This window comes from Amycolatopsis sp. NPDC058340, assembly GCF_042723975.1.
In the GTDB taxonomy this organism is placed as follows: Bacteria; Actinomycetota; Actinomycetes; order Mycobacteriales; family Pseudonocardiaceae; genus Amycolatopsis.
In genome coordinates, this window is sequence record NZ_JBHXIB010000072.1 from 1 (window position 1) to 15,707 (window position 15,707).

Consider the following 15,707-nt stretch of genomic DNA (forward strand, 5'->3'; position numbering starts at 1 on the left):
GCCATGTCCCGCGCCACGCCCCTCCTCCCATCGCGTTTAGTCCTCTGGATGCGGTCCTTGCACACGCAAGTACCGCATCCAGAGGACTAAACGCATTTGGGGGCGTGACTCTCCGTGTTGATGTTGGTCAAGTATTGACACGAAGCACCCACTGGTGTGTGATCTGAACCATAGATAGGAAAGTTTCCTAACTAAAACTCCACCTCCCCGCCGGGCCCCGCCCGGTCCGCCGTTGTACCTCCCGACCCCGAACTTCACGCATGGAGGCTCCAGTGGCACCCCGACCACCGTGGCGCGCGCTGCTCACGTGTGCCGCCGCGACGGCGATGACCATCGCCGTCCTGCCGGCCCCGTCCGCCGGCGCGGCACCGACCGATCACGAATCCGAAGACGCGACGATCTCCCAAGGCGCCGTCGAAAAGAACCACGCGGGCTATTCCGGCACCGGGTTCGTGAACTTCGACAACGTCGTGGGCAGCTATGTCGAGTACACCGTGAACGCCGCACAGGCCGGAACACAGACACTGACCTTCCGCTACGCCAACGGAACCACGATCGACCGGCCGGTTTCCCTCAGTGTCAACGGCACCGCGGCCGGGACGCTGTCGTTCCCCGGTACCGGCGCGTGGACCACCTGGAAGACCGTCACCAAGGACGTCTCGCTGACCGCCGGGGCCAACAAGATCCGCACCACCGCGACGACCGCGAACGGCGGGCCCAACGCGGACAAGCTCACCGCGAGCGGGGTGACCGACGCCGAGGCGCCGACGCCGCCGAAGAACCTGGCGGCCAAGGACATCAAGGCCCGCAGCGCCACCTTCACCTGGGAGGCCGCGACCGACAACGTCGGCGTGGTCCGCTACGACGTGATGCGCGGCGGCAACGTCCTCAAGTCCGTTGACGGGAACACGCTCACCACGACCGTCGACAATCTGCAGCCGAACACGGCCTACGACATCTCCGTCGGCGCCTTCGACGCGGCCGGGAACCCTTCGCAGCAAAGCAATGTCGTCCAGTTCACGACGCCGCCCAGCGGGGACACCACCCCGCCGACGGCACCGGGGAACCTGCGCTCGACGTCGGTGACCGCGAACAGTGTTTCCTTGGCGTGGAACGCTTCCACGGACAACAGCGGCACCATCGCCGGTTACGACGTGTACCAGGGCGCCGCGAAGGTCGCGACGACACCGTCGCTCGAAGCCACGGTCACCGGGCTGACGGCGAACACCTCGTACACGTTCACGGTGAAGGCGCGTGACCTCGACGGCAACGCCTCCGTCGCGAGCAACGCGCTGACCGCGAAGACGAGCGGCGCCGCGGGTGGCGGGATTCCCGAGTACGACAAGGACATCACGAAGGCGGACCTCGCCTGGTCCGTCGACTTCCTGCCGGACGGCACGGCGCTGGCGACCGAACGGGACCGCTTCGAGATCCTGCGGATCACGCCGTCGGGCGAGAAGACCACGGTGGGCAAGGTCCCCGGCGCGGTCGGCACCAACGGCGAGGGCGGCCTGCTCGGCATCGCGATCTCGCCGAATTACGCCACCGATCACGCGATCTACCTGTACCACACGGCATCCGGGGACAACCGGATCGTGAAGATGACCTACGACAACGGAAAGCTGTCTTCGTCGTCGACGCCGGTGCTCACCGGGATCGCGAAGAACCGTTACCACAACGGCGGAAGGTTGCGCTTCGGTCCGGACGGCAAGCTCTACGCCACCGTCGGCGACGGGCAGAACAAGGACACCGCGCAGAACAAGGGTTCGCTCAACGGGAAGATCCTGCGGGTCAACCCCGACGGTTCGGCGCCGGGCGACAACCCGTTCTTCTCCACCGGCGGCAACGCCCGCTACGTCTGGAGCTTCGGGCACCGCAACCCGCAGGGCCTGGCCTGGGATTCGCGCGGTCAGCTGTGGGCTTCGGAGTTCGGCGACGGCAAGCTCGACGAGCTCAACCTGATCCAGAAGGGCGGCAACTTCGGCTGGCCCCAGTGCGAAGGCACCAGCGGTTCCTGCGGTGGCACGGTCGCGCCGAAGAAGACGTGGCCGACCAGTTCCGGCGGGCCGAGCGGGATCGAGATCGTCAACGACTGGATCTACGTCGCGGCGGTCACCAGCGAGCAGCTCTTCGCCACGCAGATCAACGCGGCGGGCAACGGCGTCGGCTCGGTGCAGTCGCTGTTCTCCGGCCGCTGGGGCAGGCTCCGCTCGGTCACCAAGACGCCGGACGGCGGGCTGTGGGTCACCTCGACCAACGCGGACAAGAACGGCGGCACGCCGAGCGGGATCGACAACGTGGTGGTGCGGCTGAAGTTCCCCGGTTCCTCACAGCCGGGAGCGTTCAAGCTGACCAGTTCCGCGTTCGCCGACAACGCGTCCATCCCGGACAAGTTCACCTGTGCCGGTGACGGCACCGCGGGGCAGGACACCTCGCCGCCGCTGGCGTGGAGCGCCGGGACCACCGGTGCCAAGGGATACGCGATCGTCTTCGCCGACGTGGCCAACAACGGCAACAAACTGCACTGGGCGATCTGGGACATCCCGGCGTCGGCGGCGTCCCTGCCGGAAGGGCTGGGCTCCGGCTTCACCGTCCCGAACCAGAACGGCGCCAAGCAGAAAGCCATGGGCAGCGGGGCGAACTCGCAGAAGTACTTCGGCCCCTGCCCCGGCGGCTCCAGCCATCCCTACACCTTCACGCTCTACGCGCTGAAGTCGGCGACGGTGCCGGGCTTGTCCTCGTCCTCGACGATGGCGCAGATCGAAACAGCCATCAAGAACGCTTCGACGGCCAACGTCAAGCTGCGCGGCAAATCCAGCGCCGCGTCCTGAGCACGGTCGGGGTGTCCGGAGCGGCGCCGGGCACCCCGACCGTATCCACCGCACGGGTTAGGCTTCGCCCGTGAAGGACTGGACGTTCTGCCCTCGCTGCGGAGACCGGACGAGACTCGACGGCGACGGCGCGGACACCCATGTCCGCTGCCCCGCGTGCGGCTTCACCAAATACGACAACCCGCTGCCGACCACCGTCGGTCTCGTCCTCGACGGTGACCGGATCCTGTTGCTGCGCCGGGCACACGAGCCCCGCAAGGGCGGCTGGGACACCGTCGGCGGTTTCCTCTCCGGCGCCGAGACGCCGAAGAGAACCTCGTCCGCGAAGGGCTGGAGGAGATCGGCTGCGAACTCCGGGCCCTCCGCTTCGCCGGGACGTATCCGTCGGTCTACGGCGAAACGGGCCTGAAGACGATCGGCCTCGCCTTCACCTGCGAACTCCCGCCGGACGCGGAAATCGTGCTGTCGGAAGAGAATTCCGAGTACGCCTGGTTCCCGCTGGCCGATCGCCCGCCGCTCGCCTTCGCCGACTGCGAAGCCGCGGCCGCCTCGCTCACCAGCCGAACAGGTTCCGCATGATCCGCGAGCAGCGCTCGGTCATCGCCGCGGCGTCCTGATCCGGCTGGTCGATCCACCAGCTGATCAGCGAGTCGACCACGCCGGTCCACACCTGGGCGATCGCCTCGATGTCGCGATCGTCGTCCAGCCCGCGCGAATGCATCAGCTGGGCGGCGCCGATCAGCGCGAACCCGTCGAGCCGATAGCGGTAATCGACCGCGACGCCGGCGATCTCACCGGTCGAGGGCACCGTCGGGTCGCGGAGCAGCTTCCAGGCGTACCGGTCGTTGTCGAACGTCTCGAAGATGGCCGAGAGCACCGCGAGCGGCATCCGTTCCGGCGGCTCACCCTCCGCAGCCATCGTCTCGGCGACCCCTTCGGTCAGCCTGTCCCCCGCCCGGTGCAGGCAGGCGAGGTACAGCCCGTCCTTCGAGCCGAAGTACTGGTACAGCAAGGGTTTCGTGACGCCGACCCGGCGAGCGATCTCCACCATCGACGCCCCGGCGTACCCGTTCTTGCCGAACTCCTCCGTCCCGGCGCGCACGATCTGGGTCTCCCGCTCTTCGCGGGGCACCCCCTTCGTGCCGACGGCCCTTGCTTCTGTCACGGCGGTTATCTTACCCTGAGGTAAATGACCCTAGGGTAAGTTACCTGATGGTCAGATAACCGGGGGCGAGACAGGGAGAGGTAGCGGTGGCGGATTTTCTTGCCCATCTGAGTGACCCGGTGCTGATGGCGACGCCGGTGTTCCTGCTGTTCGTCGCGATCGAGATCCTGGCGCTGCACGTGCTGGGGCACGACGACAACGTCATCGGCTACAGCGTCAAGGACACCCGCACCAGCATGTCCATGGGCGCGGTGGCGGTGGTGATCAACGGTGTCTTCCGCATCGCCATGCTGTTCGTGTTCGCCGCGCTCTACGAACTCGCGCCGGTCAAGTTCAGCCCACACGACTGGTGGACGTGGGTCCTGATGCTGCTGGGCCAGGAGATCGTCTTCTACGCCTACCATCGGGCGTGTCACCGAGTCCGGCTCATGTGGGCGGGCCACCAGGTGCACCATTCGAGCGAGCACTACAACTTCTCGACGGCGTTACGGCAGAAGTGGACGCCGTATTTCCAGCTGCCGTTCTGGTCGGTCCTCGCGCTGGCGGGCATCCCGCCGTGGATGATCCTCACCGGTCTGTCGATCGACCTCGTCTACCAGTTCTTCGTGCACACCGAGAAGATCAGGAAGCTGCCACGCTGGTTCGAGTACGTGTTCAACACGCCTTCACACCATCGTGTGCACCACGGCAGCGACCAGGAGTACCTGGACGCGAACTACGGCGGAATCCTGATCATCTGGGACCGGATGTTCGGCAGTTTCGTGCCGGAGGGCAAACGCCCGACCTACGGGCTGACCAAGAACGTCGAGTCCTACAACCTGCTCAAGGTGGGCTTCCACGAGTACGGCTCGATCCTGCGCGACGTCCGCGCCGCCGGCTCGTGGCGGGACAAACTCGGGTACGTGTTCGGCCCGCCGGGCTGGCAGCCCAAGGAGGCGCTAAGCGCTCCTGCGCAAGGCGGGTGAGTTCTCCGGGCGGATCTCCGGCGGGAGGCTTTCCAGCGGCGGTCGCTGGGTGAGGCCCACGTCGGTGAGCACGAGTTCCCGCTCGACGGCCTCCCCCGCGCCGCGCCGGAACTGGGCGAGCGACGTCGACGGCGGGGCCGCGGAGATCACCCGGCCGCCGCGTTCCAACCGGTCCATCAGGGTCAGCATGATCTGCGCTGCCATCCGGCCGAGTGCCTGGGTGCCCTGGTGCCGGTGGGCCCGGTGGCCGAGGTCGACCTGCGCGAGCGCGTCGAGCCCGTGCAGTTCGAGCAGGTCGATCAGATGGCCGACCTCGACGCCGTAATGCGTGACGAACGGGATGCCTTCGAGCACTTCGCGCCGCCCCGCGTACTCGCCGGCGAGCGGCTGGACGAAACCGGCCAGCTCCGGCCAGTACATGTTGAGCAGCGGACGGGCGACGAGTTCGGTGACCCGGCCACCGCCGTCGGGTTCGACGCCCGCCGTTCCGGTGAGCGGACGGTGGTAGAACCCTTTGACGTAGGCGATCCCCGGGTCGGTCAGCAGCGGCCCGAGCAGTCCGGTCACGTAGTCCGCGGTGAAGTCGCGGAGATCGCCGTCGACGAAGACGACGAGGTCCCCGCTGGTTTCGGCGACCCCCTTCCAGAGCGCTTCTCCCTTGCCCGCAAGGCCTCCCAGTTCCGGGAACACCGCGTCCTGCGCGACGACGTCCGCCCCGGCCGCCGCGGCGACCTCGGCCGTCGCGTCCGTGGAATGGCTGTCCACCACCAGGATCTCGTCCACCAGGGGGAAGCGTTCGACGAGTTCGCGCCGGATGGTGCCGACGATCGCGCCCACCGTCTCCGCCTCGTCACGGGCCGGGATCACCACCGAAACCCGCGTCCCGCGTTTGGCGGCGACCAGCTCCCCCGCCCACCAGTCGTCCGCCCGGCTGCTGCGCCGCGCGAGCCACGTGCCGACCTCCGCCGATACCCGCATGGCTTCCCCTTCCCTCGAAGATCACCTCACCGCTGAGCTTCGAGGGCGACTGTTTCCCTCCGTCGTCGCCGCGGAAACCGTCGCGTTACGCCTGCCCGCCGGAGGTTAACGACCGGGAGAGGACCTCGCCGGTTCGTCGTTTGGCGAGGTAGAACGCCGCCTCGTGCGGCTTCGCCCCGTTGTCGACCGTGTAGCCGCTGTCCAGGACCCCGTCCGCGCCGGGGAACAGCCCGGTGAGGTCGGGCCGGGCCGCCACGAGATCGTCCCGGTCGGCCAGATTCACCCAGCGCGCGACGCCGGGCGGGACGGACGGCGGCTGCGGGCGGGTCCGTTCGTAGACCACCGTGCGCAGGCCCAGCGGCGATCCGAGGGTGAGCAGCAGCGGCAGCGGGCGGCCGTGCAGATGGGCGGCCTCATAGGCGACGACGGAGCCGAGGGAATGCCCGATGATCGCCTCGGTCTCCGGTCCGATGTGCTCGGCGACGCGGTCCTGCACGCGTTCCCGGATCGTTTCGTCGGTGAGGTACAGCGTCACCTGTTTGAGTGCCTTCACCACCACGCGTTCGGCGAACGCCACCCCGAGCCGCGCGAACGGCTTCAGCCGCACCAGCGCGTTCAGCACCGGGCGGGCGGCCGCGCGCACGCCTTGGGTCTCCCCCGCCGGGCCACCGAGCAGGTCCAGTTCGGCCTTCGCCCGGTTCCGGTCGGCCTCGCGGGACGCCGAGGAAGCCGCGTTCCGGAGCCATTCCGCCGCCAACGCTTCGGCGAGCGCCCACTCGTCCGGCGTGAGTTCGTCCGCGCCGCCCTGCTGGCCGTCCTTGCGGAAAAGGTCGCCGTAGAAGGCCATCCGCGCGTCTCCGGGCCGGGCGTCGCGCCACAGGGTGTCGGCCAGCGCGGCGTCACCGGCGAGCCGGACCCCGCCGGCCAGACTCGGCAGCCATTCCGCCTCGAGCGTGTCCGCGGACTTCTGTTCCTGGGCGATGCCGTGCACCAGAACGATCCGAGCCATGGCGCACAGTATCGCGGGCCGCCCTTGCCGGTGGCCGCCCGATGAGACAAAGTGATCTCCGTGGGAGAGCGGAGGTCGTTGGTGGTCGCGTCGCAATGCGACTCACTGAACCTTCTCTCGTTCCTCCCCGACGCGGGCCACCAGGTCTCGACGGCCCTGCTCGACCCCGAGATCGGCGGTTGCGTACCCGCGCTCGAAGACGGCCGCGGCCTGCTCGTCGACCCGACGATGGTCGAGTTGGACGACGCGCTGGTGGAGGCCTTCGAGCGCGCGTCCGAAGACGAGGCGACGCTCTTCCTCTCGCTCGTCGGGCACGGCGAATACGCCGACGACGACTTCTACTTCCTCACCAAGGACACCGGCCTGCCGGTGGACAGCCGCCGCTCCTTCCTGTTCGCCCAGCGGATCAAGGAACTCCTCGGCCGTTTCTCGATGCTCGACGGGCTGGTGATCCTGCTCGACACGTGCCACGCCGGCATCGGGGCGAGGCAGGCGGGCCGGCGCTGGCTGCGGATCGTCGGTGAGGCGGGGAAACGGTTCGACCTGCTCACCGCCTCGGACGACCGTGTCGCCGCGAACGGGTGTTTCAGCCGGTCGCTGGTCTCGGTCCTGCGGACGGGGCACGCGGAATTCGGCGAGCGCGTCCGGTGCGCGGATCTCAAACGGGTGATCACCGGCCTGTGCCCGGCGCAGACCGCCGTCCACCTCGGTTTCGACGGCACCCGCGAGGTGGCCGAGGCCGATCAGGGGCTGTGGCTCGCGCTGAATTCCTCCCCCGCCTGGCGGCGCTCACCGCTGGCGGGCAACCCGGCCGCACCCACGATCGAACGGCTGACCGCGGCCTACCAGCCGGATCCGAAACTCGGCGAGACCGTCGGGCATCTGCTCACCGGCGCCCGGCTGGTCGCGATCACCGGTGAGGAGGGTGCGGGGAAGTCGACCATGCTCGCCGCGCTCGCCCGGCCTTCGGTGGCCGGATCCTATGTGCCGCCCGACTTCCTGCACGCCGTGCTGTTCGCGGGTCGCGGCGACACGGCCGAGCGGCTCGCGCACGAACTCGCCCGCCAGTTGCGGCGCACCGTGCCCGGTTTCGCCGACGCCGAGCAGGCGTACCGGACCGGGCTCGGCGACGCCGCCCTCAGCGGTGCGAGCGCTTTCGATCTGGCGCTGCTCGGTCCGCTGCGCACCCTCGCTCCACAGTGGACCGGAGCCCCCGTGCGGATCGCGATCGACGGGCTCGACGACCTCGATCCCGGCGTCCGGGAACGGCTGTGCGGTCTGCTCCGGAGCCTGTCGACGGCGCCGGAGCTGGCGCTGGTCAAGACGGTCGCGACCACGCGGGATCCGGCACGTCTCCCGCCCGTGGTCGAGGTTCGGCTGGAGATGGCGGGCGGTTTCGAGCCGCCCGACGCGGCTCCCGTGGTGCGGGAACCGGAAGACAGTGGATCTTGGGGCGGCTGGCCCGGCCAGGACACGGGTTCGCCCACGTCACCGAGGATCACCCCCGCCACGCTGATCATCGACGTCCCCGGTCAGCCGCCCGCGCACCACGACCTGTCCTTCGGGCTCACGACGCTCGGCCGCAGCCGGAACGCGGCGATCCGGCTCGGCGACTCGCGGGTGTCCCGGCTCCACTGCAAAATCCGCTGGGACGGCACGAACGCGTGGCTGACGGACCTCGACTCCGCCAACGGCACCTTCGTCAACGGACAGCGCGTGCCGGGCGCCGAGCTGGCGCACGGGGACGTGCTCCGGCTCGGGGATTCGACGGTCACCTTCATCAGCGTCGCGCGAGCGGACGAGGAAGAGGCCGACGTCGAGCAGGGCACGGGTGCGGTGGCCTCGCCGCGGCCCGGTCACGCGGTCCTGCTGGAATTGCTGGCTCTCGCCGCCACCCGCGGGCCCATCCCGATCTCGATCCTCACCTCGGCGAGCGCGGCGGCGGGCGGCCCGGACCGGCGGGTGCGCGTCCGTGACTTCCTGGCCGGGCTCGGTGACTCGGTCAGCCGGACGCGCGCGGGCCTCGACGACGAAACCGTCCTGCTGACCGCCGGCGCGCCCGCGCTTTCCCCCGATACGGCGGCCCGGCTGCACGCCCGGCTGGCGGCGGCGACCTCGGAGGTGGCACTCGTGGCCGGAGACGACGACCCGTCGCTGGAACAGGGCTACGCGGCGGCCAACGAGGCCGAGCACTTCTGGCTCGCCGGGCTCCGTGAAGACGCCCTCGGCGCGTTGGAGCGGCGGGCGTCCCACATCCCCGTCGAGAACCGGGAACGCTGGGCGGCCTTGGCGAACCGTGCGGCCCGGGAGCTCGGCGACACCGACCGGATCACGTTGCGCTGCAAGGCACGGCACGCGACCTGGACCGGCAAGGCGGGTGACGCGGCGGGAGCGCTCGCCCGCTTCGAAGAGCTGCTGCCGATCGCCACGGCCACTCTTTCCGGTGGCGACGAAGAGGTCTTGAGCATTCGCCACAACATCGGCTACCTCCTCATGGAACTCGGCCGCTTCGAAGAGTCACGGGCCGCGTTCGAAGCCCTCGTCCGGGACGCCACCCACGCTCTCGGCGCCGATCATCGCGAGACGCTGCACGCCCGGCACCTGCTCGCGGTGACGACGGGCAAGACCGGGAACGGGGAGGAGTCCCTCCGCCTTTCCCGGGAGCTGTTGCCGCAGGCGAAACAGGCGCTGGGCGACGACGAGATCGTCGGCCACGTCCGGCACAACATCGCGTTCTGGAGCGCCGAAATCGAGCACCCCCCCCCGTTGTTTCGGAGTATCGACAGCTCATCGGCGAAGCGACGGGACGGCTGAGTGAACGGCATCCCGACGTCCTCGACCTCCGGTTCGGTCTCGCGCTGGCCCTCGCCAAGGCGGGCCAGGTCACCGAGGCGCTCTCGGTCTGGACCTTGCTGCTGGGCGATTCCGTCGAGGTCCGCGGCGAACGGCACGACGAAACCCGGAAGATCCGCGAACAGCTCGAGTACTGGGGTACGCGGGAGTGAGCGGTGAGCGCGCTGCGGATCGCGCTCCTGACCTACCGCGGAAATCCGCGAAGCGGCGGTCAGGGCGTCTATGTCCGGCATCTGAGCCGCGAACTCGCCGCGCTGGGGCATCGTGTCGAGGTGCTGTCCGGGCCTCCTTACCCGGAGGTCGATGAGGGCGTGCGGCTGACGAAGATCCCGGGCCTCGACCTGTTCGCGGAGCCGAACCCCTTCCGGACCCCGCGGCCGCGCGAGCTGCGCGATCTGCCGTCGTGGGTGGAGTTCCTCGGCATGCGCCGTGGCGGTTTCCCCGAACCCCTCGCGTTCTCCCTGCGTGCCGCGCGCCATCTCGCGAAGCGGCGGGACGAATTCGACCTCGTGCACGACAACCAGGGGCTCGGCTACGGAATGCTCCACTGTGGACTGCCGACGATCGCCACGATCCACCATCCCATCGCCGTCGACCGGGCGCTGAAGCTCGCCACCGTCACCGGACGGGAGGCGGAGCGGGTCAAGCGGTGGTACGGCTTCGTGGAAATGCAGCACCGCGTGGCACGACGGCTGCCCGCGCTGACGGTGTCGCGGGCTTCCCGGGCGGCCATCGGCCGGGAGATGGGTGTTCCGGAAGACCGGATCCACGTCGTCCCGCTCGCCGCGGACACCCGGATCTTCCGGCCGCGGCCGGAAATCCCGCGGGTCCCCGGCCGGGTCGTGGCCACCGCCAGCGCGGACGAACCGTTGAAGGGGCTCGAACATCTGCTGGCGGCGTGGGACCGGTTCGAAGGCGAACTGGTGATCGTCGGCAAGCCGAAGCCGGACGGCCCGGCGGCGCGGGCACTCGCCCGGCTCGGTCCCGGCGCCGTCGTCCGCTTCGTCAGCGGGCTGACCGACGACGAACTCGCGCGGTTGCTGTGTTCGGCCGAAATCGCTTGTATCCCTTCACTGTTCGAAGGATTCTCGCTACCTGCCGCCGAAGCGATGGCCTGTGGAACGCCGGTCGTCGCGACGACCGGCGGGGCGCTTCCGGAGGTCGTGGGCGACGCGGGGCTCCTGGTGCCGCCGGGCGATGTCCCGGCGCTCGCGGAAGCGCTCACCAAGGTCCTCGGCGACGAACACCTGCGCGCCGACCTCGCGGCCCGTGGTCTGGCGGCAGCGGCGGCGCTGAGCTGGCGGCGCACCGCCGAGGAGACGGCCGCGCACTACCGGCGCGTCCTCGGCCGGGAGCGTGCGGAGTGCTGACCGTCGATTTCGACCGGTTCCCCGTCGGCCCCGGCGACCGGGTGCTCGACCTCGGCTGCGGGGACGGCCGTCACGCCTACGAGGCGTACAAACGCGGCGCGGACGTGGTCGCCGCAGACCTCGACGACATCGCGCTCAAACACGTGCGGGACATGTTCGCCAACCTGGCCGAGGCGGGTGAGGCGCCCGCGACGGCTTCGGCGCTGGCCGTCCGCGCGGACGCCCTCCGGCTCCCGTTCCCGGACGGTTCCTTCACCCGGGTGATCGTCGCCGAGACGCTGGAACACATCCACGCCGACCGGACGGTGCTCGCGGAGGCGAGCCGTGTGCTGGCCCCGGGTGGACGGCTGGTGGCGACCGTGCCGCGCTGGTGGCCGGAGCGGATCTGCTGGCTGCTCTCGGACGCGTATCACGAGGTCGAAGGCGGGCACATCCGGATCTACCGGCGCCGCGAACTGTTCGGCAAGCTCACCGAGGCCGGGCTGCGGCCGACCGGCGGCCATCACGCGCACGCCCTGCACTCGCCGTACTGGTGGCTGAAATGCGCGGTCGGCCCCGACGAGGAGCACCGGCTCTGCACGCTGTACCACCGGTTCCTGGTCTGGGACATCATGCGGAGCCCCCGGCCGGTCCGGTTCGCCGAGTGGATGCTGAACCCGGTGCTCGGCAAGAGCCTCGTCGTCTACGCGCGCAAACCGTGAAGGCCACCGCCGCCACCATCGCGGCCGTACAGCGGCCGGACGGCGGGATCCCTTGGGAGACCGGCAGGCATCTCGATCCGTGGAACCACCTCGAAGCCGCCATGGGACTGGACGTCGCCGGGTTCGGGGCCGAGGCCGAAGCCGCGTACGAGTGGCTGATCCGCACCCAGCGCACTGACGGATCCTGGGCGGCCCGGTACCGCGACGGCCGCGTCGATCTGTCCACTATGGACACGAACTTCACCGCGTACGTCGCGGTCGGTGCCCGGCACCACTTCCTGCGGACCGGGGACCACACCTGGCTGGACCGGATGTGGCCTGTCGTGGACAGGGCCGTCGATGCCGTCCTGCGGCGGCAGCAGCCGTCGGGCGCCATCTCCTGGCGGGACGACGAACCCGAGGTCCGGCTGGTCGCGGGCTGCTGCAGCATCCACCACGCGCTGACCCAGGCGCTGGCGCTCGCGTCCGCGCGAGGGCTGGACCGTCCACAATGGCGCGTCGCGGCACAGCGGCTCCGTGCCGCCCTGCTCGGCGAGCCGGGACTGTTCGCCGCGAAACCGCACGCGATGGATTGGTACTACCCGGTTCTGGGCTCGGTCGTCACCGGCGCGGACGCGACGGCGCGGCTTAAGGCGGGCTGGGACCGGTTCGTCGAGCCCGGGCTGGGCGTGCGCTGTGTGCACCACGAGCCCTGGGCGACCGGCGGCGAGACGGCCGAACTGGCGCTCACCCTCGCCACTCGCGGCGACCGGGCCCGCGCGGGTGAACTCCTCGCGTGCCTCGCCCGGCTACGCCACGACGACGGCTCCTACTGGACCGGCTACCAGTTCGCGGACGAGGAGTTCTGGCCGGACGAACGCACCACGTGGACCTCGGGCGCGGTCCTCCTGGCGACCGCCGCCTTCGACGGCGACCCGGCCACCTGTGAAGTCTTCGGCGAACAACCTCGTGAGTGGTAAGGACGGTTAGAACCGTCCTTACCACTCACGAGAGGTGACGTCAGGCCTCGTCTTCTTCCAGCATGTCCGGGGTGACGGCGGATTCGGTGTCCGGAATGCCTTGTTCCTTCGCCTTTTTGTCGGCCATCGCCAGCAGGCGGCGGATCCGGCCGGCGACCGCGTCCTTCGTCATCTGCGGATCGGACAGCTGGCCCAGTTCTTCGAGCGAGGCCTGCCGGTTCGACAGCCGCAGCTTGCCCGCCGCGAGCAGATGCTCCGGGGCGGATTCGCCGAGGATGTCCAGCGCGCGCTCCACCCTGGCCGCCGCCGCGACGGCCGCGCGGGCCGAACGCCGCAGGTTCGCGTCGTCGAAGTTCGCGAGCCGGTTCGCGGTGGCGCGTACCTCGCGCCGCATCCGCCGCTCTTCCCAGGCGAGCACGCTCGTATGCGCGCCGAGCCGGGTCAGCAGGGCGCCGATCGCGTCACCGTCGCGCACGACGACCCGGTCCGCGCCGCGGACCTCGCGCGACTTGGCCTGGATGCCCATCCGCCGGGCGGCGCCGACGAGCGCCAGCGCGGCCTCGGGGCCGGGGCAGGTGACTTCGAGCGACGACGAGCGCCCGGGTTCGGTGAGCGAACCGTGCGCCAGGAACGCACCTCGCCAGGCGGCTTCCGCGTCGGCGACGCCACCGGACACGACGGCGGCGGGCAGCCCGCGCACCGGGCGGCCGCGCTGGTCGATCAGGCCGGTCTGCCGGGCGAGCCCCTCGCCGTCCTTGACCACCCGGACGACGTACCGCGTGCCCTTGCGCAAGCCGCTGGAGGAAATGACGTGCACGTCGGACTGGTGCCCGTACAGTTCGTGGATCTCCTTGCGCAGCCGCCTCGCCACCGAACCGGTGTCGAGTTCGGCCTCCACCACGACGCGGCCGGCCACGATGTGCAGCCCGCCCGCGAATCGCAGCATCGACGCGACCTCCGCGCGGCGCGGGCCGATCTTGGTGATCTCCAGCCGGCTCAGCTCGTCCTTCACGGCGGCGGTCATCGCCATCGCTGCCCCTCCATACCTTCAGCTCCTCCCCCGGTGAGACCGAGAGCGTCTCGCATACAGCCCGCGAGCGCATCAGGATCATGCCGCCCCGTCACGACCGGGTCAGCCACCGCCCCCAGCAACGCCCGCGCGCCCAGTCTCCCGGCCGCGTCCCGCAACCGGGCTGGTGAGGGCACCGAGTCACGGTCCGCGATGACCGCGTCCACCCGCAATTCCGGGGCGTGTTCGAAGAGTACGTCCAAATGCTTCTCCGGCGAGAACCCCGCCGTCTCCCCCGGTTGGGGGATCAGGTTGAGGATCACGACCTTCGTGGCGTCCGTTCGGAGCAACGCGTCGTGCAGATCCGGCACCAGCAGATGGGGCAGCACACTCGTGAACCACGAGCCCGGACCGAGGAACACGACGTCCGCGCCGAGCACGGCCTCGATCGCCTCGGCACAGCCACGCGGCGGCCGGTCGGCCTGCCCGGCCGGGTGCAGGCTGATCCGGTGCACCTGTCCCGGGGTCGTCGCCACCGCCACCTGACCGCGGATCCGCCGGAGCGCCTCGGGATTCTCGGCGTCCAGCCCCGAAACCTCGCCCTGGATCTCCAGCGGTTCGGGTGACATCGGCAGGACCCGGCCGGAGATGCCCATGAGCCTGCTCGCCTCGTCGAGCGCGGCGACCGGATCCCCGAGCACCTCGAACAACCCGGCCAGCAACAGGTTCCCGACCGCGTGCCCGGCGAGCGCGCCGTCCCCGCCGAAGCGGTGCTGGAACACCTCCGCCCACAAGGTCCCGCCGTCTTCGGCGGCGAACGCGGCGAAGGCCTGCCGCAGGTCGCCCGGCGGCAGCAGCCCGAGTTCCCGGCGCAGCCTGCCGGACGAGCCCCCGTCGTCCGCGACGGTGACCACGGCGGTGACCTGCGAGGTCACCCGGCGCAAGGCGGTGAGGGTGGCGTGCAGGCCGTGCCCGCCCCCCAGTGCGACCGCGCGCGGTTCACTCGCGGCCAAGGTCGCGGTGCACCACCTTCACGGCCATACCGTCCTCATTGGACAGACGCTGGGCGAGCTCCTCGGAGATGGCGACGCTGCGGTGCTTCCCGCCGGTGCAGCCGACGGCCAGCGTCAGATACCGCTTGCCCTCGCGTTTGTAGCCCGCGCCGATCAGGCGCAGCAGCTGGTGGTAGCGGTCGAGGAACTCGTCCGCGCCTTCCTGGCTGAGCACGTAGTTGCGGACCTCGCCCTCGAGGCCGGTGTGGTCGCGCAGCTCCGGGATCCAGAACGGGTTCGGCAGGAAGCGGACGTCCATCACCAGGTCGGCGTCCATCGGCAGGCCGTACTTGTAGCCGAACGACAGCACGGTGACGCGGGTCTGCGTGCTCGCCTCGGAACCGAAGGCGTCCTCGATCTTGGCGCGCAGGTCGTGCACCGAAAGCGACGACGTGTCGAGCACGAGGTCGGCTTCTTCCCGCAGCGGCTCCAGCAGCGTGCGCTCGGCGGTGATGCCGTCGGCGAGCCTGCCGTCACCCTGCATCGGGTGACCGCGGCGGACGGCCTCGAACCGGCGCACCAGCACCGCGTCGGTGGCCTCCAGGAACAGGACGCGCGGCTTGTAGCCGCGGGCGTCGAGGTCCTTGATGACCGAAGCCAGGTCGTCGGTGAACGCGCGCGAGCGCACGTCCATCACCACGGCGACCTTGGTGATCGCGCCCCGCGCCTGCGCGCCGAGCTCGACCATGGTCGCGATCAGCTCGGGCGGCAGGTTGTCCACCACGAACCAGCCCAGGTCCTCCAGGCATTTCGCGGCGGTGCTGCGACCGGCGCCGGACAGACCGGAAACGACCGCGACCTCCATCCCGGAACCG

Annotated in this window: 14 protein-coding genes; 8 read left to right on the forward strand and 6 right to left on the reverse strand. The window is 70.1% G+C overall.

The genetic code is table 11. The features are described from left to right. Positions 1-326 precede the first annotated feature (326 nt). The 3 genes from ACFWIW_RS39300 (at position 327) to ACFWIW_RS39310 (ending at position 3,410) form a co-directional block, all read left to right on the forward strand. Positions 327-2,831, forward strand: coding sequence for a PQQ-dependent sugar dehydrogenase (locus tag ACFWIW_RS39300; RefSeq protein ID WP_378373157.1), 2,505 nt, complete (start codon positions 327-329; stop codon positions 2,829-2,831). A 70-nt stretch (positions 2,832-2,901) separates the two neighbouring features. After that, positions 2,902-3,240, forward strand: coding sequence for a hypothetical protein (locus ACFWIW_RS39305; RefSeq protein ID WP_378373133.1), 339 nt, complete (start codon positions 2,902-2,904; stop codon positions 3,238-3,240). Continuing rightward, positions 3,171-3,410, forward strand: coding sequence for a hypothetical protein (locus ACFWIW_RS39310; protein ID WP_378373158.1), 240 nt, complete (start codon positions 3,171-3,173; stop codon positions 3,408-3,410). The genes ACFWIW_RS39305 and ACFWIW_RS39310 overlap by 70 nt, the downstream gene beginning before the upstream one ends. Here ACFWIW_RS39310 and ACFWIW_RS39315 read toward each other — a convergent pair. Further along, positions 3,385-3,996 (reverse strand): TetR/AcrR family transcriptional regulator, encoded by a 612-nt coding sequence (locus ACFWIW_RS39315; protein WP_378373134.1) that lies wholly within the window; start codon positions 3,994-3,996, stop codon positions 3,385-3,387. The genes ACFWIW_RS39310 and ACFWIW_RS39315 overlap by 26 nt on opposite strands. A gap of 86 nt (positions 3,997-4,082) precedes the next feature. On the opposite strand from ACFWIW_RS39315, the gene ACFWIW_RS39320 reads away from it, so the two are divergent. Further along, on the forward strand, positions 4,083-4,961 hold the full coding sequence (locus tag ACFWIW_RS39320; protein ID WP_378373135.1) for a sterol desaturase family protein: 879 nt from the start codon (positions 4,083-4,085) through the stop codon (positions 4,959-4,961). On the opposite strand, the gene ACFWIW_RS39325 is transcribed toward ACFWIW_RS39320, so the two are convergent. Both ACFWIW_RS39325 and ACFWIW_RS39330 read right to left on the reverse strand, forming a co-directional pair. Then, entirely contained in the window at positions 4,935-5,939 is a 1,005-nt protein-coding gene (locus ACFWIW_RS39325) for a glucosyl-3-phosphoglycerate synthase (protein ID WP_378373136.1), read from the reverse strand. The two genes, ACFWIW_RS39320 and ACFWIW_RS39325, sit on opposite strands and share 27 nt — an antisense overlap. An 85-nt stretch (positions 5,940-6,024) precedes the next feature. After that, complete coding sequence (locus ACFWIW_RS39330; protein WP_378373137.1) at positions 6,025-6,948, reverse strand: hypothetical protein; 924 nt, start codon at positions 6,946-6,948, stop codon at positions 6,025-6,027. 60 nt (positions 6,949-7,008) lie between these two features. On the opposite strand from ACFWIW_RS39330, the gene ACFWIW_RS39335 reads away from it, so the two are divergent. The 4 genes from ACFWIW_RS39335 (at position 7,009) to ACFWIW_RS39350 (ending at position 12,831) form a co-directional block, all read left to right on the forward strand. After that, positions 7,009-9,762: an FHA domain-containing protein gene (locus ACFWIW_RS39335; RefSeq protein ID WP_378373138.1), complete on the forward strand. Its 2,754-nt coding sequence runs from the start codon at positions 7,009-7,011 to the stop codon at positions 9,760-9,762. A gap of 194 nt (positions 9,763-9,956) precedes the next feature. Then, positions 9,957-11,171, forward strand: a complete 1,215-nt coding sequence (locus tag ACFWIW_RS39340; RefSeq protein ID WP_378373139.1) for a glycosyltransferase family 4 protein — start codon at positions 9,957-9,959, stop codon at positions 11,169-11,171. Further along, positions 11,165-11,872: a class I SAM-dependent methyltransferase gene (locus ACFWIW_RS39345; protein ID WP_378373140.1), complete on the forward strand. Its 708-nt coding sequence runs from the start codon at positions 11,165-11,167 to the stop codon at positions 11,870-11,872. Before ACFWIW_RS39340 ends, ACFWIW_RS39345 begins: the two co-directional genes overlap by 7 nt. Next, positions 11,869-12,831 carry a prenyltransferase/squalene oxidase repeat-containing protein gene (locus ACFWIW_RS39350; RefSeq protein ID WP_378373141.1) on the forward strand — a complete coding sequence of 321 codons (963 nt, stop codon included), beginning with the start codon at positions 11,869-11,871 and terminating at the stop codon, positions 12,829-12,831. Before ACFWIW_RS39345 ends, ACFWIW_RS39350 begins: the two co-directional genes overlap by 4 nt. A gap of 40 nt (positions 12,832-12,871) precedes the next feature. Here the strand turns inward: ACFWIW_RS39350 and whiA are convergent, their stop codons facing one another. Genes whiA through rapZ form a run of 3 tightly spaced genes read right to left on the reverse strand, consistent with a single transcriptional unit; the run spans position 12,872 to position 15,697 of the window. Next, complete coding sequence (gene whiA / locus ACFWIW_RS39355; protein WP_005152315.1) at positions 12,872-13,861, reverse strand: DNA-binding protein WhiA; 990 nt, start codon at positions 13,859-13,861, stop codon at positions 12,872-12,874. Continuing rightward, the gene (yvcK, locus tag ACFWIW_RS39360; protein ID WP_378373142.1) at positions 13,852-14,853 is read right to left on the reverse strand and encodes a uridine diphosphate-N-acetylglucosamine-binding protein YvcK; all 1,002 of its coding nucleotides are present in this window, start codon (positions 14,851-14,853) and stop codon (positions 13,852-13,854) included. Before yvcK ends, whiA begins: the two co-directional genes overlap by 10 nt. Further along, on the reverse strand, positions 14,840-15,697 hold the full coding sequence (gene rapZ, locus ACFWIW_RS39365) for an RNase adapter RapZ (RefSeq protein ID WP_034311885.1): 858 nt from the start codon (positions 15,695-15,697) through the stop codon (positions 14,840-14,842). Before rapZ ends, yvcK begins: the two co-directional genes overlap by 14 nt. Positions 15,698-15,707: the final 10 nt, after the last annotated feature.